This window comes from Streptomyces sp. NPDC050704, assembly GCF_040654355.1.
Classification (GTDB): domain Bacteria; phylum Actinomycetota; class Actinomycetes; order Streptomycetales; family Streptomycetaceae; genus Streptomyces.
Window position 1 is genome coordinate 12,802 of record NZ_JBFAHW010000071.1, and the last position, 25,871, is coordinate 38,672.

Sequence of the window (25,871 nt, forward strand, 5' to 3'; positions counted from 1 at the left end):
GATGACCTCATGTCGAAGCCGGTGCTGCACTCGATCCACATCTATCCGCTCAAGGCGGCCGGGGGCCGGGCCCCGCGTGAGGCGGTCGTGGAGCCGTGGGGTCTGGCGGGCGACCGGCGCTGGGTGCTGATCGACGAGGCGGGCAGGGTCATCACCCAACGCGTCCATCCGCGCATGGCGTTGACCGCCGCCGAGCCGCTGCCCGGCGGCGGAATTCGGCTGTCCGCGCCCGGCCGTGAACCGCTGACCGTCCCCGTGCCCGAGCCGACCGGGACGACGACGGTGGAGATCTGGCGCGACAAGGTGGAGGGAGTCTGCGCCGACGCCGCGGCACACACCTGGTTCAGCGATTTCCTCGGCACCGAGGTGCGTCTCGTACACCTCGACGACCCGGCCACGCGCCGGCCCATCGACCCGGAGTTCGCGCGGCCCGGCGAGACCGTCAGCTTCGCCGACGGCTATCCCCTGCTGCTCACCGCCCTCGCCTCGCTCGACGCCCTCAACGCGCTGATCGCGCAGGGCGACCGGCCCGACGAGGGCCCGCTCCCCATGAACCGCTTCCGGCCGAACGTGGTCGTCGAAGGCACCGACGCCTGGGCCGAGGACGACTGGTCCCGGATCGCCGTCGGTGAGGTCACCTTCCGGGTCGCCAAGATGTGCGGGCGGTGCGTCGTGACCACCACGGACCAGCGAACCGCCGAGCGGGGCAGAGAACCGCTGCGGACCCTCGCACGCCACCGCCGCTTCGGCGACAAGCTGGTCTTCGGCCAGAACCTCGTACCGGAGTCCCCGGGCACGGTCCGCCCGGGCGATCCGCTCAGGATCCTCGAATAGGCCCTCCCGTGGGGAACACCGACGCCCGGCACGGCCGTTGAGCCTGTGCGGGAAGTTCATAAGAGGCCGGCCGAACGAGGGGTGATTTCGCTCTCTCTTCCCCGGCCCCGCGCGTGAACGGCTCCGTTCGGGGTTATCACGGACGCGGAAGGGGGTGCGGGAGAGTGCGGGCAATCAGGGGACTCTGGCGCTGGCGCCACAACCCGCTGCGGCGTACGACGGATCTCGCCGAGGCGTGGCTGGCACTGGCGGCCCTGCTGCTGATCCTCACCGCCGCGCCTCTGATCGGTGTGCTGGTCGGAGGGGTCGCCCAGGACGCCCTGCAGCGGTCCGTGCGGGAGCAGCGCCTGGACCGCCATCCGGTGGTCGCGACCGTCGTCAGGAAGGTCGACCGCACGCCGCTCGACCCCGACCCCGAGACGGCCTCGGGGCGTGACTCCCACAGCCGGGTGCTCGCCGACTGGACGGGCCCTGACGGCACCCCGCAGCACGGCACGGCCATGGCCGCCCTCGCCTCCCCGCAGCGCGGCGACCGCTTCACGCTCTGGACGGACGAGCACGGCCGGATAGTCAGCCGGCCGCTGGACACCGCGACCGCGACGACGCATGCCGTCCTGGCCGGATTCGGCACGGCCGCCGTCTGGGCGGGCCTCGTCGAGGGTTCCCGGCGGCTGCTGGTCTGGCGCATGGTGCGGCGCAGGTACGACCGTTGGGACCAGGCATGGGCGCAGGCCGGGCCGGACTGGGGCAGGACGGGCACGGGCAGCTGACGGCCTCTGTGCTCCGGTCAACCGAGCAGCTCCGCGCACGCTACGGTGGACCGGCCGAAGTGTTCGGCACCGTCGTGAGAGGCTGTTCTCGTTGCCCGCAGGCCGAGTTGATCCGGACCGGTATCGGGAAGCGGCCTCTCAGGACCCGCGTACGACGAGGTGGGGGCACAACAGCGCCATGGCACAGGGCACGGTCCAGGTGACGCACACCGGTACGTCGCGGTGGCGGCGCCGCACGGGTGAGTACGCCTCGCTCGCCGCCGCCCTGGAGGCCGCGGCCGACGGTGACGTTCTCACCGTCGCGCCCGGGACCTACCGGGAGAACCTCGTGGTTCAGCGGGCGGTGACGCTGCGCGGCCCCGAAGGCTCCCCCGGTTCCGTGCGCATCGCGCCCGTCGACGGAGTGCCGCTGACGGTGTGCGCCTCCGCCGTCGTCCAGGACCTGCTCGTGGAGGGCCAGGACTCGGCCGCGCCCGCGCTGCTCGTCGAGGGGGGCACGCCGGAGCTCACGGACATCCGGATCGTCACCCGGTCCGCGGCCGGGATAGAGGTGCGCGGCGGCGCGCGTCCGACGGTCCGGCGCTGCACGGTGGACAATCCGGCCGGCATCGGCATCGCCGTACTGGACGGCGGCGGCGGGGTGTTCGAGGAGTGCGAGGTCGTCGCGGCCGGCCAGTCGGGCATCGCCGTGCGCGGGGGCGCCCATCCGCGCCTGGAGCGCTGCCGGGTGCACCACACCTCGGGCGCGGGCCTGTCGGTGACCGGCGAGCAGTCCGCCCTCGAAGCCGTCGGCTGCGAGGTGTACGAGGTTCGGGGCAGCGGCGTGCAGGTCACCGCCCGGGCCACGGCGCATCTCACCGACTGCGATGTGCACCGCACGACCGCGGACGGCATCACCCTCGACACGGACGCCGTGCTGACGCTCGCCGACTGCCGCATCCACGACATCCCGGAGAACGCGGTCGACCTGCGCTCCCGCTCGGTCCTCACCATGACCCGTTCCACCGTGCGGCAGTTCGGGCGCAACGGCCTGTCGGTCTGGGATCCCGGCACCCGCGTGGACGCCAACCAGTGCGAGATCCACGACAGTACGGGCGACTACCCGGCGGTATGGGTCAGCGACGGCGCGACCGTCGTGCTCGACTCCTGCCGGGTGCACGACGTGCCGGACGCCCTCTTCGTCCTCGACCGCGGCTCGCGCGCGGACGTCGTCGACAGCGACATCTCGCAGGTGCGCAACACGGCCGTCTCGGTGAGCGACGGCGCCACCGCACAGCTCGACGACTGCCGGATCCGGGACGCCGCGACGGGCGCCTGGTTCCGCGACCACGGCAGCGGCGGAACCCTGTCGGGCTGCACCGTGGACGGCACGCAGACGGGCGTGATCGTCACCAAGGGCGCCGACCCCACGGTCGAGCGGTGCACGGTCACCTCCCCCGCCGAGGCGGGCTTCTACGTGTCCGCCGGCGGCCGCGGCAGCTTCCACGGCTGCCGGGTCACGGACAGCGGCGGCTACGGCTTCCATGTGATCGACGGCTCCCGTACGACGCTCAAGAAGTGCCGTACCGAGCGGTGCGCGCGCGGCGGGTACGAGTTCGCGGACGCCGGAGGCCAGGCGTCCGGCACCGGCCCCATGGTCGAGGACTGCACGAGCGACGAGAGCGCCAGTGTGTCGCCGCCCGCCCCGGAGACCGCCGTACAGACCACGAGTCAGTCCGCCGGCCTGCTGGGTACGATCCCGGGCCAGCGCGCCACCGAGCAGGAGCAGCTCGCCGCCTCCCAGGAGCCCGAGCAGCCCGCGCGGACGTCGAAGGCGGTGCTCGGCGAACTCGACGCGCTGGTGGGCCTGGACAGCGTCAAGCGCGAGGTGCGGGCCCTCACCGACATGATCGAGGTGGGCCGCCGCCGTCAGCTGGCGGGCCTCAAGGCGGCCTCCGCCCGGCGCCATCTGGTCTTCACGGGCTCCCCCGGCACCGGCAAGACGACGGTCGCCCGCCTGTACGGCGAGATCCTGGCCTCGCTCGGTGTCCTGGAGAAGGGGCATCTCGTCGAGGTGTCCCGGGTCGACCTGGTCGGCGAGCACATCGGCTCCACGGCCATCCGTACGCAGGAGGCCTTCGACAAGGCGCGCGGTGGTGTGCTGTTCATCGACGAGGCGTACGCGCTCTCGCCGGAGGACTCGGGGCGCGACTTCGGCCGCGAGGCCATCGACACGCTCGTGAAGCTGATGGAGGACCACCGGGAGGCGGTCGTGGTCATCGTCGCGGGGTACACGGCCGAGATGGAGCGGTTCCTGTCGGTCAACCCCGGTGTGGCGTCCCGCTTCTCACGGACCATCACCTTCAGCGACTACGACGCCGAGGAACTGCTGCGGATCGTGGAGCAGCAGGCCGAGGAGCACGAGTACCAGCTGGCGCCCGGCGCGTCCGAGGCGCTGGTCAAGTACTTCACGGCGATCCCGAAGGGGCCCGCGTTCGGCAACGGCCGCACCGCGCGGCAGACCTTCGAGGCGATGGTCGAGCGGCACGCGGGGCGGGTCGCCCAGTTCGCCGAGCCGAGCACCGACGACCTCACCCTGCTGTACGCGGAGGACCTGCCGGAGCTGCCGTGAGGCCCCAGCCCATCGTCGAACCGTCGAACCGTCGGGCTGAGGCCCACGTCGGCTAGGGCGCTTCTGATGGATCTCCGCGGGAGAAGGAGCGGCGTCCGGTGCGTGCTCTCGGCGTGCCGCGCGGAAACCCTCGTACTGGGCGTACTTGGGCTTTCGCGCGGTGCGGCGAGAGGGCGTGCCGGGCGTCGCGACGCCGCGGAGATCCATCAGAAGCGCCCTAGAGGACCGGCCGAGGCTCACGCCGGCGCCGGGTCGAGCTGCGGCTCATGCGGCCCGTCGGACTCGCTCTCCGAGGGGCGCTGCCCCGGCACCTCCGGCCTGAGCCGCGCGAGCAGCTTCTCCCGCTCTTCGGCGAACGCCGGGTCCGCCTGGTAGTCGGAGTGCCCGAGGATCGGCGCGGGCAGCGGGTGCGCTTCCGTGCGGCCGTACGCCAAGGGGTCCGGAAGAGGCTCGCGGTCCACCTGAGGGCCGCAGTCGCCGGACAGTCGTACGGGGCCGCCGATCGGGTCGGTGGCCCGGTACAGGTTGCGCCAGCAGTCGACCTCACGGTGCAGGCCGCTCAGTGCGGCAGGCCCGAAGTGGGCCGGGAACCAGCGCCCGTAGAGCCGCTCCAGGGGCGAGCCGTAGGTCAGCAGCGCGACCCGCTTGCGCACCGACGGCTTGAGCTGCCAGGCCGCGGCGGCCGCCAGCACACTGCCCTGGGAGTGCCCGGAGATGACGAGGCGTCCGCCCGTCTTCCGCGTCCAGGTGGCTATGCGCCAGGTCAGGTCGGGCACAGCCCGCTCGGCGTAGCACGGGGGCGCGAAGGGGTGCGCCGCGCGCGGCCAGAACGTACCGACGTCCCACAGGATGCCTATGGTGCGCCGCGCGGAGGGGTCCTTGTAGGCGCGGCGGCCCCAGGTGACGAACAGTATGAAGCCGACGCCGATCAGCCAGGAGCCGAGCGCCTGTGCGGTTTCGGCCGCGCTCTCCATGAAGTCGTACGCCCCGTGCGCGGCCTTGCCCGGCACCTTCTCGGTGGTCATGGCGCCCACCAGGGCCACCGCGCCCAGGAGCAGCGTCACGGTGGAGGTGATCCCGACGATCAGGGGCGCCCGGTCGGTGAGGGTGGCCATCGCACGGGTGCGCGCGATGCTGCGGGTGCGCGCCGTGTCCTTGGGCTCTCCGCGGTAGTCGAGTTCCACCGCGCCCGTCTCAGCGCGGCGCAGCAGCACGGTGCGCCAGGCCAGCCAGCCGACCAGCGCCAGGACGACGACGATGAGGGGCGGGATGACGGACGCCTGCCAGGTCAGGAGGACCGGCGGGCCCGGGATGGTTCCGCCGGTGCCGTCCAGCCAGTCGGCGACACGCTGGCCCACGCCGCCGGACATCACGCCGCCCAGGGCGCAGGCCAGCATCGCGACGGCTGGTCCGGCGAGGCCGCGCATCGCGGTACGGGTGTCGCGGTGGGCGCGGTACAGCAGGTGCGCCACCACGCCGAGCGCGATCACGAGCAGGCCCTGGACGAGGGCGATGCCGCCGAAGGTCGCGTCGCCCGGCAGCCGGCCGCCCGAGCGCCACTCCGGGCGCGACCAGCCCGCGTACAGGACGGTGAGCGCGAGCAGGATGAGCGAGCCTGCGGGCAGCCAGCGGACCAGGGCCTGGTCGAGCTGCCGGTCGAGCCGGTTCTCGCTGCGGCCCCGGCGGCATACCGCCCCCACCACGACGATCGCGCCGACGACGAGCGTGGCGTCCAGGAGCCGGCCGAGCGCCTCCAGGACGGCCGGTCCGCCGTACTCGCGGTCGTAACGGGCGGCCGAGGTGCCGACCGCGGCGGTGACCGTCAGCAGGCCCGCGGCGGTGTGGGCGGCGCGCAGCCGGGCCACCAGCCTGCGTCCGTACCAGAAGCCGGGGCGGCTGAGCCCGCTGTGGCCGGTGTCCTCCTCGGGGTCGTCCTGGTGGGACATCGGCTGCTGGGACTCGTACGCGCTCCAGGTGCGCTGGGAGAGGTACCACAGCAGGCCGGTGAGGGCGGCGGGCACCAGGGAGGCGAGGGCGAGCCGGCGGCCGGGCTGGCTCCACCAGCCGTCACCGGAGGCGACCGGCGAGAGGAAGCCCAGCCAGGAGTGCTCCTCGGCGCACCTGCGGGTGCCCGCGCACTGCCAGGCGGTCAGGTCGAGGGCGACCTCGCAGGCGGCGGCGACCAGCAGCACCGTGAGGGTCAGGCCGACCAGGCGGACGAGCAGGCCGTAGAGGCGTACCGTCCGCGTCCGGTTGTCGCTCACCGTGGGCCGCATCCAGTGGGCGAGGTTGACCACCATGAACGGAAGGAGCAGTAGCCACAGTGCGCGGGAGCCGTTGCCGGAGGTGAGGTTGCACCAGACGTACGCTTCGGGAACCGTTTTGCCCCGGTTCTCCTCGGGCCGTTCGTTCGCTTCCTTCTCCGCTTCGGCGTCGTCGACGCGCCGGAAGACGGCTGCCGTGTCGTCGCCGGTGATCCGGACGACGCGCGGATCGTTCAGCATGTCCTCGGGCGTCGTGCCGCCGACGCCGTGGACCAGGAGTTCGAGTGAGGTGTCGGCCCCCGCGGGCCGCTGCTCGGAGCCGGTGGCCTCACCCGTCGAGGCATGTTTTTGTAGACGCTCCACTGTTGTGTTCCCCCGTGATGCCCGTATGGCATGTGTGTCATGTTCAAGAACAAGGATGTCCCGTACGGGGCCTGCGCGCACCGCTCGTCACGGAATCTCCCCGATCCGTGTGACAGTGCGGAACGGAGGATGGCAGCGTGACGTGTGCGGTTGGGCACAGGCAGTGGCACGACCTGCGGTGACCCATGCGAGGATGGGGCGTCCTACGGACCGGAGGCGAGAAGAATGTCCTTGTCGGAGGGGGTTCGGGGACGTGTCGGACAGTTCGAGGCGAAAGGAACCGGAGCGGACGTGAGTGAGAATCAGAACCTCCTCGCGGAGCAGCGGCGCGCTCTGATCCTCGACGAGGTCCGGCGGCGCGGCGGGGTCCGCGTCAACGAACTCACCAGGAAACTCGGCGTGTCCGACATGACGGTCCGCCGCGACCTCGACGCGCTCGCCCGGCAGGGTGTGGTGGAGAAGGTGCACGGCGGTGCGGTCCCGGTGGTCGAGGCGAGCACCCACGAGCCGGGCTTCGAGGCCAAGTCGGGGCTGGAACTGACCGCCAAGGAGGACATCGCGCGGGCCGCCGCGGCGCTGGTCGCGCCGGGCACGGCGATCGCGCTGTCGGGCGGTACGACGACGTTCGCGCTCGCCCATCAGCTCCTGGACGTGCCGGATCTGACCGTGGTGACCAACTCGGTGCGGGTGGCCGACGTGTTCCACGCGGCGCAGCGCACGTCGGGGCAGCGGCAGGGCGCGGCGACGGTCGTCCTGACCGGTGGTGTGCGCACACCGTCGGACTCGTTGGTGGGGCCCGTCGCGGACCAGGCGATCGAGGCGCTCCACTTCGACCTGCTGTTCCTGGGTGTGCACGGCATATCGGTGGAGGCGGGCCTGTCGACGCCGAACCTGGCGGAGGCCGAGACCAACCGGCGGCTCGTGCAGTCCGCGCGGCGTGTCGTCGTGGTCGCGGACCACACCAAGTGGGGCACGGTGGGGCTGAGTTCGTTCGCCGCGCTGGAGCAGATCGACACACTGGTCACCGATGCCGGGCTGCCCGCCGAGGCGCGTACGGAGATCTCCGAGCATCTGCGGCGCCTGGTGGTGGCGGGCGAGCCCGACAACGGTACGGACGACGGAGACGACGCGGACGGTACAGACATCTGACGGACCGCCAGTTATGGTGATTCGGCTTATGGTGATTCGGCCCGCACGCCGCCGCTTCGCCTCGGGTTGAGGTTCCGTTCGGATTCGTTCCCGCGAGGGGGTTTTCGTCCATGACTCGCCGACTGCGCCCGGTGGGACTCGACTTCATCGAAACCGCTCCGCTGCGTCTGGTGTTCGCCAGAAAGGTGACCGCGCCCCCTGAGGCGGTCTTCCGGGCGCTGGCCGAGGACGTGGCCGGCTGGCCGGAGTGGTTCTCGGCGGTGACACTCGCCCGGTCGACCGAGGACGGCGCCGGGCGGCAGATCCGGCTCAAGGGCGGGACACGTTTCCAGGAGACCGTCATCGCGGCCCAACCGGCCGAGGTGTACGCGTATCGCGTCGACGAGACCAATGCTCCCGGGGTCCGGGCCCTCGTCGAGGAGTGGCGGCTGACGCGGGACGGGACGGGTACGCGGGTGCAGTGGACCTGGGCAGCCGACGGAACGGCGGCGTTCCGGTTCGCGGTGAAGCTGGGGCGGCCGGGCCTGGGCCGCGCCTTCCGCGACGCGGTGACGAAGCTGGAACGGCGGCTGAGTTCCACGCACGCGTGAGTCCCTGTCAAGGACACGGGACAGTGACAGTCAGCTGCTGTACCGGACTTCCCGCGGATATCAGTCCGGCCAGCCCCCCGTGGCCAGCAACGACTCGATGGTCGCCGCGTACGGGGCGATGTCCAGCCCCTGGCCTGCCAGCCACTCGTCCGAGTAGTACTTGTCCAGATAGCGGTCCCCGGGATCGCACAGCAGGGTGACCACACTTCCCGTACGCCCCGTCGCCACCATCTCGGCGACGATCTTCAGCGCGCTCCACAGACCCGTGCCGGTCGAACCGCCGGCCCTGCGTCCGATGGCCTGTTCCAGTGCCCGTACGGCGGCCACGCTCGCCGCGTCCGGCACCTTCATCATCCGGTCGATGGCGCCCGGCACGAAGCTCGGCTCCATCCGCGGCCGGCCGATGCCCTCGATGCGCGAACCGCAGTCGGTGGTGACGCTCGTGTCGCCCGTGGTCCAGCCCTCGAAGAAACAGGAGTTCTCCGGGTCGGCCACGCAGATGCGGGTGTCGTGCTGCATGTAGTGCACATAGCGCGCGATGGTCGCCGACGTGCCGCCGGTGCCGGCCGTGGCGACGATCCACGCGGGTTCGGGGTAGCGCTCCAACTCCAGCTGGCGGTAGATCGATTCGGCGATGTTGTTGTTGCCGCGCCAGTCCGTGGCCCGCTCCGCGTAGGTGAACTGGTCCATGTAGTGCCCGCCGGTCTCGGCCGCGAGGGACGCCGACTCCTCGTACATCTTCCGCGGGTCGTCGACGAAGTGGCACTGCCCGCCGTGGAACTCGATCAGGCGGCACTTCTCCGGGCTGGTCGTGCGGGGCATGACCGCGATGAAGGGCACTCCGATCAGCTTGGCGAAGTACGCCTCGGAGATGGCGGTGGAGCCGCTGGACGCCTCGATGACGGGGCGGTCGCGGCGGATCCAGCCGTTGCACAGGCCGTAGAGGAACAGCGAGCGGGCCAGGCGGTGCTTGAGGCTGCCCGTGATGTGGGTGGACTCGTCCTTGAGATACAGGTCGATGCCCCACTGCTCGGGCAGCGGGAAGCGCAGCAGGTGGGTGTCGGCCGACCGGTTGGCGTCGGCCTGGACCTTGCGTACGGCTTCTTTGAGCCAGTGCCGGTACTCCGTGTCGCTGTGATCGACATCGAGTGTGGCCGTCGGCTGATGGACACGGGCCTGCTGCGGGGTGGTCACGGCGGGGCTCCTTCGGGTCGCGCCGACGCGGTTCACGCGGTCGGGCACCTCCGATCATAAACACCTTCCGCACGCTTCTCACCTGCATAAACATGCCTTTGAGGACCCCAAAGGAACCCCTGGTGCACATGAGGCCCGGGCGGTGAGGGGGCGCATCCGCGTGAGTGCGCCGGAGGGCATATGTGACGTCGCCATGCGCACTGGTGCTCGAAGCCGGTGGCAGGCAGACTGCACCGCACGGGCCGGCGATCCCTCGCGGGGAGGCACACTGGACCGGGATCCACGCCGGATCACGACAGAGCACCACCGAAGCGCACAAGGGGGCGGGGCACAATGGCGGAGCCGGAGTTCACGGCCACGGGCGTGCGGATCGGAAAGAGGCTGCGCTCGCTCACGCGGGCCGGACAGGTCCGGATCAGCGGCGGCAGGCTGGAGTTGCTCACCAGTTACGGCAGCGAGATCGACAGCGCGCCCGTACAGGCGGTCCGGGCGTCCAAGCCCTGGTTCGCCCATGACGACCGGGCGTTGGCGGACGTCAACGGCACGCGCTATCTGCTGACGCTGGGCGACCACGACCCGGCCCCGGGGGAACCCGGTCCACCGGCGGCTCGCCGGTTCATCGAGGCCGTACGCAAGGCGGCGGGGCGCGGACGCTGAGAGTGCCGCGAGTTGCAGGACCTGATGCCCTGGGTCACTCTGTTCTCACGTCACTCTGGGTTTACCGGCGATAACGCTGCGAACCAGCCCGCCGGTCACCACACAGCAGGCGGCCGTTGCACGCAGGCAGCCCGCTGGATCCGCACTCCGTCTTCTTCCGGACCTCAATTCGGGGAGTCGCAGCCGTGATCAGCCAGCCAACCAGGCATTGCACGGTGGAGCTCCAAGCCCTGCCGTCGCGGATCGGCCAGGTCCGCAGAATCGTCTCTGCGCAATTGCGCTACTGGCATCTGGATCCGTTGATAGACCGGGCCGCGCTCGGCGTGACGGAGCTGTTGACCAACGTCCACCGGCACGCCAGCCCCGACAAGCTGTGCACCGTGGAGATCGAGCTGCTGCTCGACCGGCTCACGGTCTCGGTGCACGACCATGACCCACGCCTGCCCGAGGTGCGGGACGCCGACCCCTCCGAGACCTGCGGACGGGGCCTGGCGATGGTCGCCGCGGTGAGCGAGAGCTGGGGTGTGCGCCCGGACGGCGAGTCGGGCAAGGTCGTGTGGTTCACCCTTCCGGCGTCCTCCTCGACGGTGGCGTTGCCCGCCTGCCCGCCGTACGGCGCGGCTGCGGAGTCTCCTGCCCGCAGCTTCGCGGAGGTGGAGCACGCCGCCGGCGCGCACAAGGCCGGACACGCTCCCGCCCGGTCGGCCGTTGCCGGCTGACCGGGCGGTGACGAAGACCTTCTCCCTCGTACGGGGGCGAGGGCCCTGGACGCGACGGGCGAAGCCCGTCATTCGGTGGCGATGGCACGCAGCACGTCGAGGCGTGCGGCCCGCCGGGCCGGGCGCCAGCCCGCGAGGGCGCCGGCCGCGAGGCCCACCAGGGCGACCACCGTGAGCTGGACCGGCGGCAGCGCGAAGGCGAAGGCGCTGTCGGACGCTCCGTCGGAGGCCTTGACCAGGACCCACCCGAGGAACCCGCCGAGCCCGAGTCCGCCGACCGTGCCGAACGCGGCGACCAGCACCGACTCCCAGCGGACCATGGCACGCAGCTGCGAGCGGGTCTGACCGACGGCCCTCAACAGGCCGAGTTCACGGGTGCGTTCGTGGACCGCGAGCGTCAGCGTGTTGGCGATGCCGAGCAGCGCGATGAGCACCGCGAGCGCGAGCAGCGCGTAGATCAGGGTGAGCATCATGTCGATGCCGCCGGCCGAGGACTGCGCGTACTCGTCCCGGGTCTGCACCTCCGGATTGCCGTATGCCGCCGAGACCTTCTCGACCGCCGTCTTGCCGTCGGCCGCGCTCACACCGTCCTTGAAGGTGACGGCGACGAGAGTGTCGGAGTCCTGGGTGCGGTGCGGGGCCCAGGCGTCGCGGGTGATGACGTAGTCGCCGGCGAGTTCCGACTGGCCGTAGACCGCGCGAACCGTGAACGTCTCCTTCTTGCCGTCGGTGAAGGCGAGTCGGGTGGTGTCGCCGGTCTTGAGGCCCTGCTTGTCGGCCTCGTTCTCGGTGATGGCGATTCCGTCGCTGCCGAGGTTCCGCAGCGAGCCCCGGACCTTGCCCAGGTCGAAGGTGCGGGCGAGCGCGGTCGGGTCGGTGACCGTCAACGCCCTTCCCTTGCCGTCGACTTCGGCCACTCCTCGGCCGAGCCCGACCGCCGTGTCGACCTCGGGCCGCTCGGCGATCGCACCGGCGAGCCCGGGGCTGAGTCCGCTGCCGCCCGCCCCGAACGACGGGGTGCTCACGGCGACATCACCGGCGAAGGACCGGGACACCGTCTGGTCCATGGTGGCCTTCAGCGAGGCGCCGAACACCGTGAACAGCGAGACGACGGCGACGCCGATCATCAGGGCGCTCGCGGTGGCGGCGGTCCGCCTGGGGCTGCGCAGGGCGTTGCGGCGGGCCAGGCCGCCGGTGACGCCGCGCAGCCGGTCGAGGGGACTGCCCAGGACCCGTACGGCGGTGGTCGACGCGACCGGGCCGAGGACCACGAAGGCGGCCAGCGCCAGCAGGGCTCCGGTGCCCGCGAGCCACAGGGAGGGGCTCACGATGACACCGGTCAGGGTGACGGCGACCGCGAGAGCGGCGAGACCGGTGCCGACGACCGCACGGGTGCGGGACGTACCGGACTGGTCGACGGACGTCTCCCGCAGCGCTGCCAGGGGTGCGGTGCGCCCGGCGCGTACGGCGGGCAGCAGCGCGGAGCCGAGGCAGACCACGATGCCGACCGCGAGCGGCAGGATCATCGACAGGCCGCTGATCACCAAGTCGCCCTCGGGGAACGGGAATCCGATGGCCGGGAACAGTATCTGCAGTCCGGCCGCGATACCGATGCCGCCCGCGAGGCCGGCGGCCGACGCGGCCACGGCGACCACGCTCGCCTCGACAAGGGTCGAGGCGGTCACCTGGCGTCGGGAGGCGCCGAGCGCGCGCAACAGGGCGTTCTCGCGGGTGCGTTGGGCGACGACGATCGCGAAGGTGTTGTGGATGGAGAAGGTCGCGACCAGCAGCGCCACGCCGGAGAACACCAGCAGGAAGGTGGTGAAGAGGCTCAGGAACTGCCCGGAGATCATGTCGTTGTTCTCCTCGGCCAGCTCCTGACCGGTGATCGCCTCAATTCCCTTGGGGAGTACGGGAGTCAGGGCGTCGACGAGCTCCTGCTGGCTGGTGCCGGGACCGGCCCGCACCTGGATGCTCGCGGCCTCGCCGGGCTTCGCGGTGAGGTACTTCTCGGCGTCGGCCTGCGTCATGCCGGTGAAGGTCACCTGAGCCATGCCGTCCTCGCCGCCGAAGGTCGCGAGGCCGACGACGGTCACCTTGACCGGGTCGGGCGTACGCAGCGTCGTCGTGTCGCCGATCTTCAGGTCGCCCGTCTCGGCGGCGCCGCGGTTGACGACGACCTCGCCGGACTTCGACGGGGCGCGGCCTTCGGCGAGTTGGTACGAGTTGAGCTTCGGATCGTCGATCCAGTTGCCCGCGAGCGTGGGCGGGCCCTGGCCGCCGATCGGCTTGCCGTTCGCGCCGACCAGTTGGCCCGCGCCCTGGATGTTGGGCACGGCGGCGGCGACACCGGGCGTCTCGTCGATGGTCCTCACCAGGTTCGTGTCGACGGGCTGACGCACGCCCTCGCTCTCGCCGGGTGTGGTGATGGTGTCGGCACTGCGGACGACGGCGTCGGTGCCGCTGGTCGCGTTGCCGAACATCGTGTCGAAGCTGGCCCGCAGCGTGTCGCCCATGACGAGGGTGCCCGCCAGGAAGGCGACGCCGAGCAGCACCGCCAGGAACGTACCGGCGAAGCGTCGTTTGTGGGCGCGCAGCGACGACACGCTGATGCGCACGGCGGCGTTCATGACGGGGCCCCCTTGGTGTCGAAGGCCTTCAGGCGGTCGAGGACCTTGTCGGCCGTGGGGGATTCCATCCGGTCCACCAGGCGGCCGTCGGCGAGGAAGACGACCTCGTCGGCGTGTGCGGCGGCGACCGGGTCGTGGGTGACCATGACGACCGTGCGGTCCATCTGGCGCACGGCCCGGCCCAGGAGGTTCAGGACCTCCTCGCCGGAGCGCGAGTCGAGGTTGCCGGTCGGCTCGTCGGCGAAGACGACGTCGGGCCGGCCGGCGAACGCCCGTGCCACGGCGACGCGTTGCTGCTGTCCTCCGGAGAGTTCGGACGGGCGGTGGTGCAGCCGGTCGCGCAGCCCGACGACATCGACGAGCGCGTCGATCCACTCCTCCGAGCCATCGCCCTTGCCCTTGCCGCCCGCGAGGTCCATGGGCAGCGTGATGTTCTCCGCGACGGTCAGCGTCGGAACCAGGTTGAACGCCTGGAAGACGAAGCCGATACGGTCCCGGCGCAACAGCGTGAGGCGACGGTCGTCGAGCTTGCCCAGCTCGGTGTCGCCGATGAAGGCCGCGCCCGCGGTGAGGGTGTCCAGGCCGGCCGCGCAGTGCATCAGGGTGGACTTTCCGGAACCCGAGGGCCCCATGATGGCGGTGAAGCGCCCGGCCGGAAAAGTGACACTCACTCCGTCCAGGGCCCGTACGGCGGTGTCGCCGCTGCCGTACACCTTCACGGCGTCGGCGACACGTGCCGCGGTCTTCGTGGCCTGTGTGGCGGTCGCGGTGTTCATGCCGCACCGCCCTTGCCCGTACGCCCGAACTGCTCGTCCAGGACGGAGAGCCGACGCCAGTACTCGTCCTCGTCGATCTCACCGGAGGCGAAGCGCCGGCCGAGCATCGCGATCGGCGAGTCGCCGGAGGTGCGGGCCTCGTCCATGCCGCGCCAGTCCGTACCGCGCCACGGGCCGCGGCGGCCTCGCCACACGGTACGGCGCAGGACGGTCACGAAGCCGAACACGACGGCGGCCCAGATCAGCGGGAAGAACAGGATCCACGGGCCGGGCCCGCCGTCCCAGTGCGCCAGGGTCTGCATCTGAAGTCATCTCCTCGAATGGCTGTTTCGGTGCTGCTTCGAGGCTCGCGCCGGGAGGGGGTCCGGGTCGTCGTACGGCCAGCGGCAGTACGCGTACCTCCCCGGGAGTAGGAAGGGAGTTTTCAGCTGCTCCCACACCCTTCCCTGTTCTGTACCTACTAGTATGTACAATGGTTTCATGAGCACCCCGGAGCGACTGATCGAGGCCACCCGCGAGCTGCTGTGGGAGCGCGGCTATGTGGGCACCAGCCCCAAGGCGATCCAGCAGCAGGCGGGCGCCGGGCAGGGCAGCATGTACCACCACTTCACGGGCAAGCCCGAGCTGGCGCTGACCGCGATCCGCCGTACCGCGGAGGAGATGCGCGCTACCGCCGAGGGAGTACTCGGCGGCCCCGGGTCTCCGTACGGGCGCATCGAGGCCTATCTGCGGCGTGAGCGGGATGTTCTGCGCGGGTGCCCCGTCGGGCGGCTGACGATGGACCCGGACGTCGTGGCGAGCGACGAGCTGCGCGCGCCGGTCGACGAGACGCTGGACTGGCTGCGCGAGCGGCTCGCCGGGATCGTCGAAGAGGGCCAGGAGCGGGGCGAGTTCGCGCCCTCCCTGGACGGCGAGGAGATCGCGGCGACGATCGTCGCGACGGTCCAGGGCGGCTATGTGCTGGCCCGCGCGTCGGGATCGACTGCCGCCTTCGACACGGGGGTTCGGGGGCTGCTGTCCCTGCTCGCGCCCAACTCATCCGCACGCACGGGCGACTAGAGCCGCTGGAGACATCGATGCACGCCATGCAGTACGAGATCACGTTGCCCGCCGATTACGACATGGATGTCATCCGCGGCCGGGTGTCCCGGGTGGGGCACCTGCTCGACGACTGGGACGGGCTCGGCCTCAAGGCCTACCTGATGCGCGAGCGCGGGGTGGACGGTTCGCCGGTCAACCAGTACGCGCCGTTCTACCTGTGGCACACGCCCGAGGGCATGAACTCCTTTCTGTGGGGTCCGGGGTTCCAGGGGCTCGCGAACGATTTCGGGCGCCCGGTGGTGCAGCACTGGATGGGTCTCGCGTACGAGGTCGGGGCGGCCGCGGGCGCCGCGCCCGAGGTCGCGGTGCGGCGGCGCGTGAGCGTTCCGGAGGGGGTGCCGCTCGCCGAGGTGACGGCGGAGGCCGTGCGGGAATCGGGGCGGTTGGCCGCGCTGGACGGTGCTGTGTGCGCCGCCGTTGCCGTCGATCCGCGTCACTGGGAGTTGGTGCACTTCTCGCTCTGGGCCCATGACACGCCCAAGGCGGCCGGCGAGGTGTACCGGGTGCTGCATCTGTCGGCGCCGCGGCGTGACCGGCTGCCGCGGGGGCGGCAGTGGTGAGCACGCCCCGGACCACCTCGACCGTCCCCGCCGCCTCTGCCGTCCCTGTCGTTCGTACGGTTCTCGGGGACGTCTCCCCGGCGGAGTTGGGGGTGTGCGACGCGCACGACCACCTCTTCCTCAGCAGCCCTCGACTGCCCGGCCAGGAGTTGCGGGACGCGTCCGCCGCGACGGCCGAGCTGGCCGCGTTCCGCGAGGCGGGCGGCGGCAGTGTCGTGCAGTGGACTCCGTACGGGCTGGGGCGACGGGCCGCCGACCTGCCGTTGCTCTCCCGTGCCACCGGCGTCCACGTGGTGGCCGCGACCGGGTTGCACCAAGCCGCCCACTACGCACCGGAGTTGCTCGATGAGCTGCGGCGGGGCGGGCTCGCCGGTCTCTTCGTGTCCGAGCTGACCGAGGGGCTGGGCACGTCGGGGGTGAAGGCCGGGTTCGTCAAGGTTGCGGGCGGCTTTCACGTACTCGACGCGCACGCCCGCTGGACGATGACCGCGGCGGCCGAGGCGCACCACGCCACAGGTGCGCCCATCGCCGTACACCTGGAACTGGGCACGGGCGCCCTCGACGTACTCGACCTGCTGTGCGGCGAGTTGGCGGTGGCGCCGGATCGGGTGATCCTCGGTCACCTCAACCGCTCGCCCGACCTGGTGGTGCAGCGGCAGGCCGCGGAAGCCGGTGCCTATCTCGCTTTTGACGGCCCGTCACGCGTGAACCACGCGACGGACTGGCGCATGCCCGATGCCGTACGGGCCCTCGCCGACGCCGGTTTCGGCCACCGGCTGCTGCTCGGCGGAGACACCACCACGGCCGGGGCACGGTCCGTGAACGGCGGGCCGGGGATGCCGTATCTGCTCCGCAGGGTGAAGCCGCGTCTCGAGGTCGAGCTGGGTGAGGACCTGGTGAGAACGATTCTCACCGAGAACCCGGGGCGGGCCTTCTCGGTGGACTGGCCCTGATGGTCGACCCCGTTGGCCGTTGTCGGTTGGCCGTTGGCCGCCTCTAGGCCACGGCGATATCCACGGACGGCCGGAGCTTCGCGGCAGCGGCCAGCGCGGCGTGCACGGGATGTGCGACGAAGGCGTCCAACAGGGCCTGGTCCGCCGGATGTCGGGAGGCGGGGAAGGCGATCTGCTCGTACGCCGCCTGGAAGCGCGGTCCCCAGCGGCGGGCGCCGAGTCGGGCGGTGCGGGAGCAGTTGTCGACCATGTACGCCACGTCGCGCGCGTGCATGTACGGCAGCAGGGAGTCGACGGCCTCGATGACCGACTCGTTGACGATCTCCGACCAGGGGTGACCGCGCTCGGCGAACTCGTCGATCTGGGCCGTCATGGTGGCGATGAACACGCCTGCCGTGAACGGGTTGACGGGCAGGGCCCGTTGGGTCCTGCGGGCGCGGACCTCGTCGCCCGCCGCCCACATCGGTGAGCCGCCGATCCCGGTCATCGGACGGCTGCCGAGCCGCCGTTCGGCCAGGATCACGCTGCGCAGTTCGGTGCCGTCGGCGACCTCGTCGTAGATCTCGGCGACGAGGTCGCGGGCGGGGCCGTAGGTGGCCGAGTACGCGCGGTCGAAGACGGCACGCCCGGTCTGGTCGAGGTTCTCGCGTACGGCCCGGAGGCCGTCGGCGGAAATGGTGCGGGCGATCGGGCCGGTGATGTTCTCACAGGACCTCTCGTAGGCCGTCACCGCGTCGTCGCCTTCGAGGCGGAAGCGCGTGTACAGGCTCTCGACGATGCCGTGGACGGCGCCGAGCAGGATGGCGCGCTCGCCGACGATGTCGGAGAGGTACTCGCCGTCGAGCGTGGTGCGGAAGGTGTACGGGGACCCCAACGCGACCGACCAGCCGAGTGCGTGGTCGACGGCCCGGCCGTCGGGGTCGGCGTGGACCGCGAAACTGCTGTTGATCCCGGCGCCGTTGATCTCCGCGCCCTGTTCGTACAGGCGCCGCACCGAGTCGCCCATGCCCTTGGGGCAGACGGCGATCACGCCGTGCCCGGTGGGGAACTCGCCGCCGGTTTCCATGAGATGGCCCAGCAGGAAGCCGTGCGACAGCCCGATGGTGGCGCCCGGCTTGAGCACGGCGAAGAGCTCCTCGTGGTGGGCGGCGAGCGCGGCGTCCGCGATCAGCAGGATCACCAGGTCACTCTCGGCGGTGACGGCGAGCCAGTCGCCGAGCGTGCCGTCCTCCTCGGTGAAGCCGTGCGCGCGGGCGTCGGCGGCCGAGGCGGAGCCGGGGCGCAGGCCGACCGCGACACGGACGTCCGTACCGGCGAGGGAGTCCCGCAAGTTGCCTGCCTGGGCGCGGCCTTGCGGGCCCCAGCCGATGACGCCGATGCGGTGGACGCCCGCGAAGGCCTGCGGGAGCAGGGGGAACAGGTGGCGGCCGCCGCGCAGGATGGTCTCGGTACCGCCGGGGACGGCCATGGTTTCGAGCGGAAAGACGGTGGAGGCGTACGTCGTCGGGGTCTTGGTCGGGGTGCGCGTGGTCGGAGTGCGCGTGGTCGAGGTCATGGTCCGAGTTGTAGGCTCCGCCGCGTGTTGCGACAAGCGCAACTTGTGCAGCGCTGTGTTGCGTGAGGTGAAAGGACCAGGTCAGGGTATGCGTGACGATCATCGGGAGCTGCGTCTCTTCCTCCACCTGGCGCAGACGCTGAACTTCGGCCGGACGAGTCTCGACTGCCATGTCAGCCCGGCGACACTCACCAGGACCGTGCAGCGGCTGGAGTCGGAGCTCGGCCACCGGCTCCTCGACCGCGGTCCGCGAGGTGTGTCGCTGACAGCGGAGGGGCACCGGTTCCGCGAATACGCCGTCCAGGTACTGGAGTTGTGGCGTTCGTACCGCGAGGAGCACCCGGACCCGGCCGAACTCACGGGCCGCCTGGCCGTGTTCGCTACGGTGACGGCCTGTCAGGCGCTGCTGCCCGATCTGCTGGGGCCGTTCAGGGCCGCGCATCCGCAGGTCCGCCTCGATCTGCGCACGGGTGACGCGGCGGCGGCGCTGGCCAGGCTCGACGAGGGCGAGGTGGACGTGGCGCTCGCGGGGATCCCGGCGCGGCTGCCGGAACCGCTGGTCAGCCGGACGGTGGCGACGACCGAGCTGGTCTTCGTGACGGCCCGGGGCCGCACGGACGACGGCCTCGACGGGCCGTTCGTGCTGCCGCACCGCGGGCTGGTGCGGGAGGCGGCGCACCGCTGGTTCCGCGCCCATGGCATCACACCCGAGGTGGCGGCCGAACCCGACGGCCACGAAGGCCTGTTGACCCTGGTGGCACTCGGCTGCGGCACCGGTGTCGTACCCCGCCTCGTCCTCGACCACAGCGCGGTGCGCGACCGTCTGACGGTGCTTGCCGCCACTCCCCCGCCGGAGCCGTTCCCGATCGGCCTGTGCGTACGCCGGAACGATCTGCGGCGGCCGTTGGTCGCGGCGTTGTGGAGCCTGACGGACCCTCAGGCCTGAGTGAGGCTTCAGGCCTGAGTGCGGCTCTCAGACCTGGGCCAGCGCCGCGATCGGATCGTCGAGCACCGGCTGCCACGCCAACTCGGCGGCTCCCACCAGGCTGTTGTAGTCGAGCGTGCAGGCGAGGATCGGAACTCCGCCGCTCTGCCCCCACAGGCTGCGGTCGGCCACGACGGCACGCAGCCGCTCCGGGTCGGCGTCGAGCAGGGTGCGGTGCAGTCCGCCGAGGATGATGCGGTCGGGGTTGAGGATGTTGACCAGGCCCGCGAGGCCGAGGCCCAGGCGGTCGATGAGTGCCTCGGTGGCTGTGCGGACGGTGCGGTCGGCGTACTGGTGGCGGATCAGGTCGTTGGCCTGCTGGAGCAGGGAAACCTCGGGGCCGGGGTCGCGGCCCGACGCGGTCAGGAAGGCGAGGGGGTCCGCCTCGACGTCCAGGCAACCGCGGCTGCCGCAGTGGCAGGGACGCCCCTCCGGGTTGACCGTGAGGTGGCCGACTTCGAGCGCGAGTCCCGAACTGCCCGTGTGCAGACGCCCGTCGAGCACCAGCGCCCCGCCGACTCCCCGGTGCCCGGTGGCCACGCACAGCAGGTCGCGGGCGCCGCGTCCCGCACCGTGCCGGTGCTCGGCGATCGCGGCGAGGTTGACGTCGTTGGCGGCGAACGCCGGTCCGGCGATCCCGGCCGCGCGGACGCACTCCGCGAAGATCCTCCGCACGGGTGCGCCCGCGGGCCAGGCCAGGTGGAGTGGGTTGAGGGCGGTGCCGTCGGGTTCGGCGACGGCCGACGGTACGGCGAGACCGGCACCCACGCAGCGGCGTCCCGTCTCCCGGAGCAGTTCGGCGCCCGCCTCCACGACCGAACCGAGCACCTTCGCCGGGTCGGCGTCGACCGTTTCGCAGCCGGGGGCGGTCGCGACGATGCGGCCGCCGAGACCGACCAGCGCCGCGCGGAAACCGTCGGCGTGCACCTGGGCGGCGAGGACGACGGGGCCGTCCTCGGCGAGTTCGAGGCGGTGCGAGGGGCGGCCCTGCGAGCCGGCGGCCGCGCCGGGGCGCGCGTCGACGCGGATGAGCCCGAGCGCTTCGAGCTCCGCGGCGACGGCGCCCGCCGTCGCGCGGGTGACTCCCAGTTCGGCGGTGAGCACGGCACGCGTCGGGGCGCGTCCCGTGTGGACGAGTTCCAGCGCGGGCCCGAGCGCACCTCGCCCTCGGTCCAGTCGCGTCCTCGTGGTTCTCTCTCCCGCCGCTCCGGGGGCCGCATTGCCGCTCATGAGGCCGAGTCTCCCATGATCCGGACGTCAGGTGACCTGTCCGGCACTCTGGAGGCCACTCACCCGAAGCGTGATGTTCAGGCGGCCGGTCAGTCCCAACTCGGGCGGCGCCGTACCCGCGTGCACGCGCGGCACCCCGTGGTACGCGAGTCGGGCCGCCCCGCCGAACACGAACAGGTCGCCGCTGCGCAGTTCCACGTCCGTGTACGGGCGGGCCCGCGACTCGGTGTTGCCGAAGCGGAAGACACAGGTGTCGCCGAGGCTCAGCGACACCACCGGGGCGGCTGACTTCTCGTCGCTGTCACGGTGCATGCCCATGCGGGCGTCGGCGTCGTAAAAGTTGATCAGCGCGACGTCGTACGGAGCGGTCGCGATCTCGTGGGGAGTGGTCGAGGTGTCGTACGGAGTACCCGCGAAGGCGTCGGCCACCGCGCGCCGGCCCAGCTCCCCCAGCCACGCGGGGAACTCCTTCACGGGCGCCCCGTCGCCGTCGACGACCGTGCGCGCATACCCGTACGGATACCAGTGCCACCCCAGACAGACCTGCCGGGACGTCATGGTGCCGCCGCCCGGTGTGCGCACGGTGCGCAGGCCGGCGGGCGGGCGGGCCCAGTCGCGGCAGGCCCCGATCAGTTCGCGCTGGCGGTCGGGGGTCAGCCAGTCCGGCAGGTGCACGGCACCCGGCGCGATTTCCGTCCGGACCCGGGGAAACAGCTCGGCGTCCATGGCCCCATCCTCGCGCAGACTCACGGAGTGAACGCCGACCCACCCTGATCTGCATGTCAGCTAGCCTGGACCCAATGACCGACCGCATGACGACCCCATCCGCCGAGCTGGCACTGGCCCGCTTCCCCGAGGAGTCCCGCGACCAGCTCCGCGCGTGGGACGCCTCCGACGAGTACCTGCTCAAGCACCTCGCGGAGAGCGACCAGGCTCTCGACGGCACGGTGGTCGTGATCGGCGACCGCTGGGGCGCCCTCACCACGGCTCTCGCGGCCCACCGGCCGGTGCAGATCACGGACTCGTTCCTCGCCCAGGAGGCGACCCGGGCCAATCTGACGCGCAACGGAACCGAGACCGTCCAGGACTCCGTACGCCTCCTGACCACCCAGGACTCTCCGCCCGACCGGATCGACGTACTGCTGGTCCGGGTGCCGAAGAGTCTCGCGCTCCTGGAGGATCAGCTGCTGCGTCTGGCGCCGGCGGTGCAGGAGGGGACGGTCGTCATCGGCACCGGCATGGTCAAGGAGATCCACACCTCCACGCTGAAGCTGTTCGAGCGGATCCTCGGCCCGACCCGTACCTCGCTGGCCGAGAAGAAGGCCCGGCTCATCTTCTGCACGCCGAACCCCGGGCTCGCGAAGCCGGTGAATCCCTGGCCGCACAGCTATACGCTGCCCGACGGCATCGGTCCCGTCTCCGGCCGTACCGTCGTCAACCACGCGGGCGTCTTCTGCGCCGAGCGCCTGGATCTCGGCACCAGGTTCTTCCTCCAGCACCTGCCCGCCGACCACGGAGCCGAGCGCGTCGTGGACCTGGGCTGCGGCAACGGCGTGGTCGGGATGGCGGCGGCGCTGGCGCACCCGGAGGCCGAGGTGCTGTTCGTGGACGAGTCGTACCAGGCAGTGGCCTCCGCGGAGGCGACGTACCGGGCGAACACCGACGACAGCTCGGAGTTCGGCAAGGCGGAGTTCCGGGTCGGCGACGGGCTGGAGGGCGTCCCGGACGCGAGCGTCGATCTGGTGCTGAACAATCCGCCCTTCCACTCTCACCAGGCGACGTCCGACGCCACGGCGTGGCGCATGTTCACCGGGGCGCGTCGCGCGCTGCGTCCGGGCGGCGAGCTGTGGGTGGTCGGCAACCGTCATCTCGGCTACCACGTGAAGCTGCGCCGCCTCTTCGGCAACAGCGAACTGATCGCGAGCGACGCGAAGTTCGTGGTTCTCAAGGCCGTCAAGCGGTAGGAGCCTGTTTCTGAACCCCCGTCGTCCGCGCGGAGCGCGGGCGCACCGACCGAGCCGAGCGAAGCCGGTTCGAGGGTGGGGGCGCGTGCCGGGCGTCGGGGCGCAGGCGGGGGTTCAGAAACAGGCTCCTACGCTCACACCGAGCCGGCCTCGCCGCGCAGGGCCCGTGGAGACGCGCCCAGTTCGCGTCGGCACGCCTTGTTGAAGGCTTGCAGGTCGGGGATGCCGACCGAGGCGGCGACCGCGGGGATCGACAGCGTCGAGGCCCGCAGCAGATGGTGAGCGCGGTCGAGTCGGCGGCGGCGGATGTAGGCGACGACCGTGCCGCCGGTCGTGGCGCGGAAGAGCCGGGTCAGATGGTTGTGCGAGACGCCCGCCGCGCGGGCCACTACCGGCACGGTGAGCGGGGCCGCGAGGTTCGCCTCGACGTACGCGATCGCGGCGGTGACGGCCGGATGCGGGCCGGGCCGTTCGGCGGCCGGAGCCAGGTGGGCGATGCGCCACAGAGCGGTCCAGATCTCGGCCCGGGTGTGTTCCGGTTCACCCGGCACGGAGGCGACCGCCTGGAGCAACAGTCCGGTAAGCATGGGGAGTTCGGGCCCGGCGTCCTGCATCACGGGCACGGTGCGCGGCGGTCCGGCGGGCGCGATGCGCAGGTGCGCGTACAAGTGTTCCGAGCGGCCTTGATACCGGTAGCGGACCGTCGTACCGGGCGGTACAAGACTGACCCGGCCGGGGCGGATGACGTGCGGGGTGCCGTCGACGGTCAGCTCGGCCTCGTACTGGTACAGGTGCAGCTGCCACAGCTCCGGCAGCCGGAAGACGTCCGTGCGGCTCGCGACGCCGTGCACGCCGACGCCCGCGTTGGCGACGACGGGCGGCTCACCGAGGTGGATCTGCGTGTCCCGCATGGTGAAAAACTACCAGCAGTGGTGAAACCGGCCCACGCGCCGGACGGTCCCCGTTCCGTACGTTCGGTCCATGACGATCCCCGAACGTCCCCCTCCCCCGACCCTCCTGAGCTCGGTGCGGATGGCCCACTTCGTGGCCCACGGCTCACTGCGCCTCGACGCGGTGGTCCCGGCCGGGATGAACGCCGAGGCGATCGGCTTCCTGCGGCAGGGCGTACCTGACGTGCCCTACGGCAGCGAGGTCCCGGACGCCTACCCCGACGGCTCCTTCGCCCGGCGCCTCCTCGGCATCCCGGCGGTGGCCGGGGCGCTGCGCAGCCTCGTCGGCCCGGACCCGCGCATCGACCACCACGCCGTCCACGTCCGCGAGCCGCACGAGGGGCAGGCGCAGCCGCTGCACGGTGACGCGATCATCGACGTCCGTACCGACGCCTTCGACGTCCAGCTGATGTACTACCCGCAGGACGTGGCCCTCGACATGGGCGGCACCCTCAGCGTGCCGGGCAGCCACCTGCGGCGCACCAACGAGTCGGACACGGGCCGCTACCAGAACCTGCTCGGCCAGTCCCGGCTCGTCTGCCCGGCCGGTACCGTGGTGTTTCTGCACCACGGCCTCTGGCACGGCGGCCGGCGCAACGACAGCGACGCCGCCCGCTACATGTTCAAGATCCGCTTCAACCCGGCCGTGCGGCAGCGGCGCCTGTGGGACACCTCGGACCTCGGCGACCCTCGGGTGACCGAGGAACTCTCGACGACCTTCCCCTGGTACGAACCGGCCACCGGCCGCCTGGAGTTGTACAACCGCGTCCTGCTGTGGCGGTCGCTGACCGGCGACGCGACCTTCGATCTCGAACACTGGGTGACCCGTGTCTCCAACCGCCCCCAGGAGGAGGTGGCATGAGTTCCCGTCAGCAGGTACTGGTGCTCTACCTGGGTACGTCCGCGCTGGACTCACCGGTGGTCGGCTGGTCGGTGTACGACGGCACAGGGCGTACGTCACCGACGACCGGCGACAGCGACGACCCCCCGTACACGTCGGGAGTCGACGCCCTGCGGGACGGCTGGCGGCTGTTCCAGGCGGCCCAGTTGATCCCGCCGTACCCGGGGAGCGAGTACGACGTGTCGTTCCTGAAACACGAGTTCTTCTTCGAGAAGCTCGTCGAGGTGGAGTGAGGGTCAGCCGGTGGCGCCGAGGACGCCGATGATCCGCGCCACCGTCTCCGCCATCGCCTCCCTGGCCGGCCGGAGGTACTTCCGTGCGTCGACCGCTTCGGGACGGTCGGCGAGGTACTCCCTGATCGCGCCGGTCATCGCGATGTTCAGAGCGGTGCCGACGTTCACCTTGGTGATGCCGCCCGCGACGGCCGCCGTCAGTTCGGCGTCCGGGACGCCGGACGAGCCGTGCAGGACGAGGGGTACGTCGAGAGCGGCGGTGAGGCGTTTGAGCAGGTCGTGGTCGAGGGCGGCGGTGCGGGTGGTCATGGCGTGCGTGCTGCCGATGGCGACGGCCAGGGCGTCCACGCCGGAGTCCGCGACGAAGGCGCGCGCCTCGGCCGGGTCGGTGCGGGCGCCCGCCGCGTGCGCGTCCAGCGGCGGCTCTCCGGTCTTGCCGCCGACCTGGCCCAACTCGGCCTCGATCCACAGCCCCTGGGCATGGGCCCAGTCGGCGGCGGCCCGCGTGGCGGCGAGGTTCTCGGCGTACGGAAGGCGGGCCGCGTCGTACATCACGGAGCTGAATCCGGCGTCGGGAGCCTGGCGCAGCAGATCGTCGCTCTGCACGTGGTCGAGGTGCAACGCGACCGGCACGGAGGCCTGTTCGGCCGCGGCGGTCGCGGCGCGGGCCAGCGGGAGGAGCTGACCGTGGCGGAACTTCACCGCGTTCTCGCTCACTTGGAGGATGACGGGGGCGTGCACGGATTCGGCGCCGGCGATGACCGCCTCGACGTGTTCGAGCGTGATGACGTTGAACGCGGGAACGGCGGTGCGTGCGGCGGCCGCCCGGGCGACCAGCTCACCGGCTGCGGTGAGGGGCATGGCCTCTCCTTCAGAGCGTTG

At 71.6% G+C, this 25,871-nt stretch carries 24 protein-coding genes; 14 read left to right on the forward strand and 10 right to left on the reverse strand.

Annotated features, from left to right (window positions below):
• Positions 1-9 precede the first annotated feature (9 nt).
• The 3 genes from AB0I18_RS33435 (at position 10) to AB0I18_RS33445 (ending at position 4,215) form a co-directional block, all read left to right on the forward strand.
• Positions 10-834 carry an MOSC N-terminal beta barrel domain-containing protein gene (locus AB0I18_RS33435; RefSeq protein WP_363109404.1) on the forward strand — a complete coding sequence of 275 codons (825 nt, stop codon included), beginning with the start codon at positions 10-12 and terminating at the stop codon, positions 832-834.
• A 164-nt stretch (positions 835-998) separates the two neighbouring features.
• Positions 999-1,604 (forward strand): hypothetical protein, encoded by a 606-nt coding sequence (locus tag AB0I18_RS33440; protein ID WP_363109405.1) that lies wholly within the window; start codon positions 999-1,001, stop codon positions 1,602-1,604.
• Positions 1,605-1,782: 178 nt separating this feature from the next.
• Positions 1,783-4,215, forward strand: a complete 2,433-nt coding sequence (locus AB0I18_RS33445) for a right-handed parallel beta-helix repeat-containing protein (RefSeq protein ID WP_363109406.1) — start codon at positions 1,783-1,785, stop codon at positions 4,213-4,215.
• Positions 4,216-4,451: 236 nt separating this feature from the next.
• Here AB0I18_RS33445 and AB0I18_RS33450 read toward each other — a convergent pair whose 3' ends face one another.
• Positions 4,452-6,842, reverse strand: coding sequence for a hypothetical protein (locus AB0I18_RS33450; protein WP_363109407.1), 2,391 nt, complete (start codon positions 6,840-6,842; stop codon positions 4,452-4,454).
• Between the two features lie 291 nt (positions 6,843-7,133).
• On the opposite strand from AB0I18_RS33450, the gene AB0I18_RS33455 reads away from it, so the two are divergent.
• Positions 7,134-7,991, forward strand: coding sequence for a DeoR/GlpR family DNA-binding transcription regulator (locus AB0I18_RS33455; protein ID WP_363109409.1), 858 nt, complete (start codon positions 7,134-7,136; stop codon positions 7,989-7,991).
• 110 nt (positions 7,992-8,101) lie between these two features.
• Positions 8,102-8,581 (forward strand): SRPBCC family protein, encoded by a 480-nt coding sequence (locus AB0I18_RS33460; protein WP_363109410.1) that lies wholly within the window; start codon positions 8,102-8,104, stop codon positions 8,579-8,581.
• Positions 8,582-8,641: 60 nt separating this feature from the next.
• On the opposite strand, the gene AB0I18_RS33465 is transcribed toward AB0I18_RS33460, so the two are convergent.
• A complete protein-coding gene (locus AB0I18_RS33465) occupies positions 8,642-9,775 on the reverse strand; it encodes a PLP-dependent cysteine synthase family protein (protein WP_363109411.1) in 1,134 nt (377 codons plus the stop codon).
• Positions 9,776-10,108: 333 nt separating this feature from the next.
• On the opposite strand from AB0I18_RS33465, the gene AB0I18_RS33470 reads away from it, so the two are divergent.
• Both AB0I18_RS33470 and AB0I18_RS33475 read left to right on the forward strand, forming a co-directional pair.
• The gene (locus AB0I18_RS33470) at positions 10,109-10,432 is read left to right on the forward strand and encodes a hypothetical protein (RefSeq protein WP_363109412.1); all 324 of its coding nucleotides are present in this window, start codon (positions 10,109-10,111) and stop codon (positions 10,430-10,432) included.
• A gap of 185 nt (positions 10,433-10,617) precedes the next feature.
• Positions 10,618-11,151, forward strand: a complete 534-nt coding sequence (locus AB0I18_RS33475) for an ATP-binding protein (protein ID WP_363109413.1) — start codon at positions 10,618-10,620, stop codon at positions 11,149-11,151.
• 68 nt (positions 11,152-11,219) lie between these two features.
• Here AB0I18_RS33475 and AB0I18_RS33480 read toward each other — a convergent pair whose 3' ends face one another.
• Genes AB0I18_RS33480 through AB0I18_RS33490 form a run of 3 tightly spaced genes read right to left on the reverse strand, consistent with a single transcriptional unit; the run spans position 11,220 to position 14,859 of the window.
• Positions 11,220-13,781, reverse strand: a complete 2,562-nt coding sequence (locus AB0I18_RS33480) for an FtsX-like permease family protein (RefSeq protein ID WP_363109414.1) — start codon at positions 13,779-13,781, stop codon at positions 11,220-11,222.
• Entirely contained in the window at positions 13,778-14,557 is a 780-nt protein-coding gene (locus tag AB0I18_RS33485; protein ID WP_363109415.1) for an ABC transporter ATP-binding protein, read from the reverse strand. The genes AB0I18_RS33480 and AB0I18_RS33485 overlap by 4 nt, the downstream gene beginning before the upstream one ends.
• A complete protein-coding gene (locus AB0I18_RS33490; protein WP_363109416.1) occupies positions 14,554-14,859 on the reverse strand; it encodes an SHOCT domain-containing protein in 306 nt (101 codons plus the stop codon). Before AB0I18_RS33490 ends, AB0I18_RS33485 begins: the two co-directional genes overlap by 4 nt.
• Before the next feature lie 178 nt (positions 14,860-15,037).
• On the opposite strand from AB0I18_RS33490, the gene AB0I18_RS33495 reads away from it, so the two are divergent.
• The 3 genes from AB0I18_RS33495 to AB0I18_RS33505 are packed head-to-tail and all read left to right on the forward strand — an operon-like array spanning position 15,038 to position 17,171.
• The gene (locus AB0I18_RS33495; RefSeq protein WP_363109417.1) at positions 15,038-15,616 is read left to right on the forward strand and encodes a TetR/AcrR family transcriptional regulator; all 579 of its coding nucleotides are present in this window, start codon (positions 15,038-15,040) and stop codon (positions 15,614-15,616) included.
• Positions 15,617-15,633: 17 nt separating this feature from the next.
• A complete protein-coding gene (locus tag AB0I18_RS33500; RefSeq protein ID WP_363109418.1) occupies positions 15,634-16,218 on the forward strand; it encodes a DUF4865 family protein in 585 nt (194 codons plus the stop codon).
• Positions 16,215-17,171, forward strand: a complete 957-nt coding sequence (locus AB0I18_RS33505) for a phosphotriesterase (RefSeq protein ID WP_363109419.1) — start codon at positions 16,215-16,217, stop codon at positions 17,169-17,171. Before AB0I18_RS33500 ends, AB0I18_RS33505 begins: the two co-directional genes overlap by 4 nt.
• A 43-nt stretch (positions 17,172-17,214) precedes the next feature.
• Here AB0I18_RS33505 and AB0I18_RS33510 read toward each other — a convergent pair whose 3' ends face one another.
• Positions 17,215-18,639: a ketol-acid reductoisomerase gene (locus AB0I18_RS33510; protein WP_363109442.1), complete on the reverse strand. Its 1,425-nt coding sequence runs from the start codon at positions 18,637-18,639 to the stop codon at positions 17,215-17,217.
• A gap of 175 nt (positions 18,640-18,814) precedes the next feature.
• On the opposite strand from AB0I18_RS33510, the gene ilvY reads away from it, so the two are divergent.
• Positions 18,815-19,672 carry an HTH-type transcriptional activator IlvY gene (gene ilvY, locus AB0I18_RS33515; protein ID WP_363109420.1) on the forward strand — a complete coding sequence of 286 codons (858 nt, stop codon included), beginning with the start codon at positions 18,815-18,817 and terminating at the stop codon, positions 19,670-19,672.
• 27 nt (positions 19,673-19,699) lie between these two features.
• Here ilvY and AB0I18_RS33520 read toward each other — a convergent pair whose 3' ends face one another.
• Both AB0I18_RS33520 and AB0I18_RS33525 read right to left on the reverse strand, forming a co-directional pair.
• Positions 19,700-20,941 (reverse strand): ROK family protein, encoded by a 1,242-nt coding sequence (locus AB0I18_RS33520; protein ID WP_363109421.1) that lies wholly within the window; start codon positions 20,939-20,941, stop codon positions 19,700-19,702.
• A gap of 27 nt (positions 20,942-20,968) precedes the next feature.
• Positions 20,969-21,667, reverse strand: a complete 699-nt coding sequence (locus AB0I18_RS33525; protein WP_363109422.1) for an alpha-ketoglutarate-dependent dioxygenase AlkB — start codon at positions 21,665-21,667, stop codon at positions 20,969-20,971.
• Between the two features lie 86 nt (positions 21,668-21,753).
• On the opposite strand from AB0I18_RS33525, the gene AB0I18_RS33530 reads away from it, so the two are divergent.
• The gene (locus AB0I18_RS33530) at positions 21,754-22,905 is read left to right on the forward strand and encodes a methyltransferase (protein ID WP_363109443.1); all 1,152 of its coding nucleotides are present in this window, start codon (positions 21,754-21,756) and stop codon (positions 22,903-22,905) included.
• 134 nt (positions 22,906-23,039) lie between these two features.
• On the opposite strand, the gene AB0I18_RS33535 is transcribed toward AB0I18_RS33530, so the two are convergent.
• Positions 23,040-23,816 (reverse strand): AraC family transcriptional regulator, encoded by a 777-nt coding sequence (locus tag AB0I18_RS33535; protein WP_363109423.1) that lies wholly within the window; start codon positions 23,814-23,816, stop codon positions 23,040-23,042.
• A gap of 70 nt (positions 23,817-23,886) precedes the next feature.
• On the opposite strand from AB0I18_RS33535, the gene AB0I18_RS33540 reads away from it, so the two are divergent.
• Positions 23,887-24,717, forward strand: coding sequence for a phytanoyl-CoA dioxygenase family protein (locus tag AB0I18_RS33540; protein ID WP_363109424.1), 831 nt, complete (start codon positions 23,887-23,889; stop codon positions 24,715-24,717).
• Complete coding sequence (locus AB0I18_RS33545; RefSeq protein ID WP_363109425.1) at positions 24,714-24,989, forward strand: hypothetical protein; 276 nt, start codon at positions 24,714-24,716, stop codon at positions 24,987-24,989. The genes AB0I18_RS33540 and AB0I18_RS33545 overlap by 4 nt, the downstream gene beginning before the upstream one ends.
• 3 nt (positions 24,990-24,992) lie before the next feature.
• Here AB0I18_RS33545 and AB0I18_RS33550 read toward each other — a convergent pair whose 3' ends face one another.
• Positions 24,993-25,850: a class II fructose-bisphosphate aldolase gene (locus AB0I18_RS33550; RefSeq protein WP_363109426.1), complete on the reverse strand. Its 858-nt coding sequence runs from the start codon at positions 25,848-25,850 to the stop codon at positions 24,993-24,995.
• Between the last annotated feature and the right edge of the window lie 21 nt (positions 25,851-25,871).

Coding starts and splice junctions, on each gene's coding strand:
- ilvY (WP_363109420.1), top strand. CDS start 18,815: ATGCGTGACGATCATCGGGAGCTGCGTCTCTTCCTCCACCTGGCGCAG.
- AB0I18_RS33470 (WP_363109412.1), top strand. CDS start 10,109: ATGGCGGAGCCGGAGTTCACGGCCACGGGCGTGCGGATCGGAAAGAGG.
- AB0I18_RS33525 (WP_363109422.1), bottom strand. CDS start 21,667: ATGGACGCCGAGCTGTTTCCCCGGGTCCGGACGGAAATCGCGCCGGGT.
- AB0I18_RS33540 (WP_363109424.1), top strand. CDS start 23,887: ATGACGATCCCCGAACGTCCCCCTCCCCCGACCCTCCTGAGCTCGGTG.
- AB0I18_RS33460 (WP_363109410.1), top strand. CDS start 8,102: ATGACTCGCCGACTGCGCCCGGTGGGACTCGACTTCATCGAAACCGCT.
- AB0I18_RS33445 (WP_363109406.1), top strand. CDS start 1,783: ATGGCACAGGGCACGGTCCAGGTGACGCACACCGGTACGTCGCGGTGG.
- AB0I18_RS33530 (WP_363109443.1), top strand. CDS start 21,754: ATGACGACCCCATCCGCCGAGCTGGCACTGGCCCGCTTCCCCGAGGAG.
- AB0I18_RS33500 (WP_363109418.1), top strand. CDS start 15,634: ATGCACGCCATGCAGTACGAGATCACGTTGCCCGCCGATTACGACATG.
- AB0I18_RS33435 (WP_363109404.1), top strand. CDS start 10: ATGTCGAAGCCGGTGCTGCACTCGATCCACATCTATCCGCTCAAGGCG.
- AB0I18_RS33495 (WP_363109417.1), top strand. CDS start 15,038: ATGAGCACCCCGGAGCGACTGATCGAGGCCACCCGCGAGCTGCTGTGG.
- AB0I18_RS33550 (WP_363109426.1), bottom strand. CDS start 25,850: ATGCCCCTCACCGCAGCCGGTGAGCTGGTCGCCCGGGCGGCCGCCGCA.
- AB0I18_RS33545 (WP_363109425.1), top strand. CDS start 24,714: ATGAGTTCCCGTCAGCAGGTACTGGTGCTCTACCTGGGTACGTCCGCG.
- AB0I18_RS33510 (WP_363109442.1), bottom strand. CDS start 18,639: ATGGCCGTCCCCGGCGGTACCGAGACCATCCTGCGCGGCGGCCGCCAC.
- AB0I18_RS33535 (WP_363109423.1), bottom strand. CDS start 23,816: ATGCGGGACACGCAGATCCACCTCGGTGAGCCGCCCGTCGTCGCCAAC.
- AB0I18_RS33480 (WP_363109414.1), bottom strand. CDS start 13,781: ATGAACGCCGCCGTGCGCATCAGCGTGTCGTCGCTGCGCGCCCACAAA.
- AB0I18_RS33490 (WP_363109416.1), bottom strand. CDS start 14,859: ATGCAGACCCTGGCGCACTGGGACGGCGGGCCCGGCCCGTGGATCCTG.
- AB0I18_RS33485 (WP_363109415.1), bottom strand. CDS start 14,557: ATGAACACCGCGACCGCCACACAGGCCACGAAGACCGCGGCACGTGTC.
- AB0I18_RS33520 (WP_363109421.1), bottom strand. CDS start 20,941: ATGAGCGGCAATGCGGCCCCCGGAGCGGCGGGAGAGAGAACCACGAGG.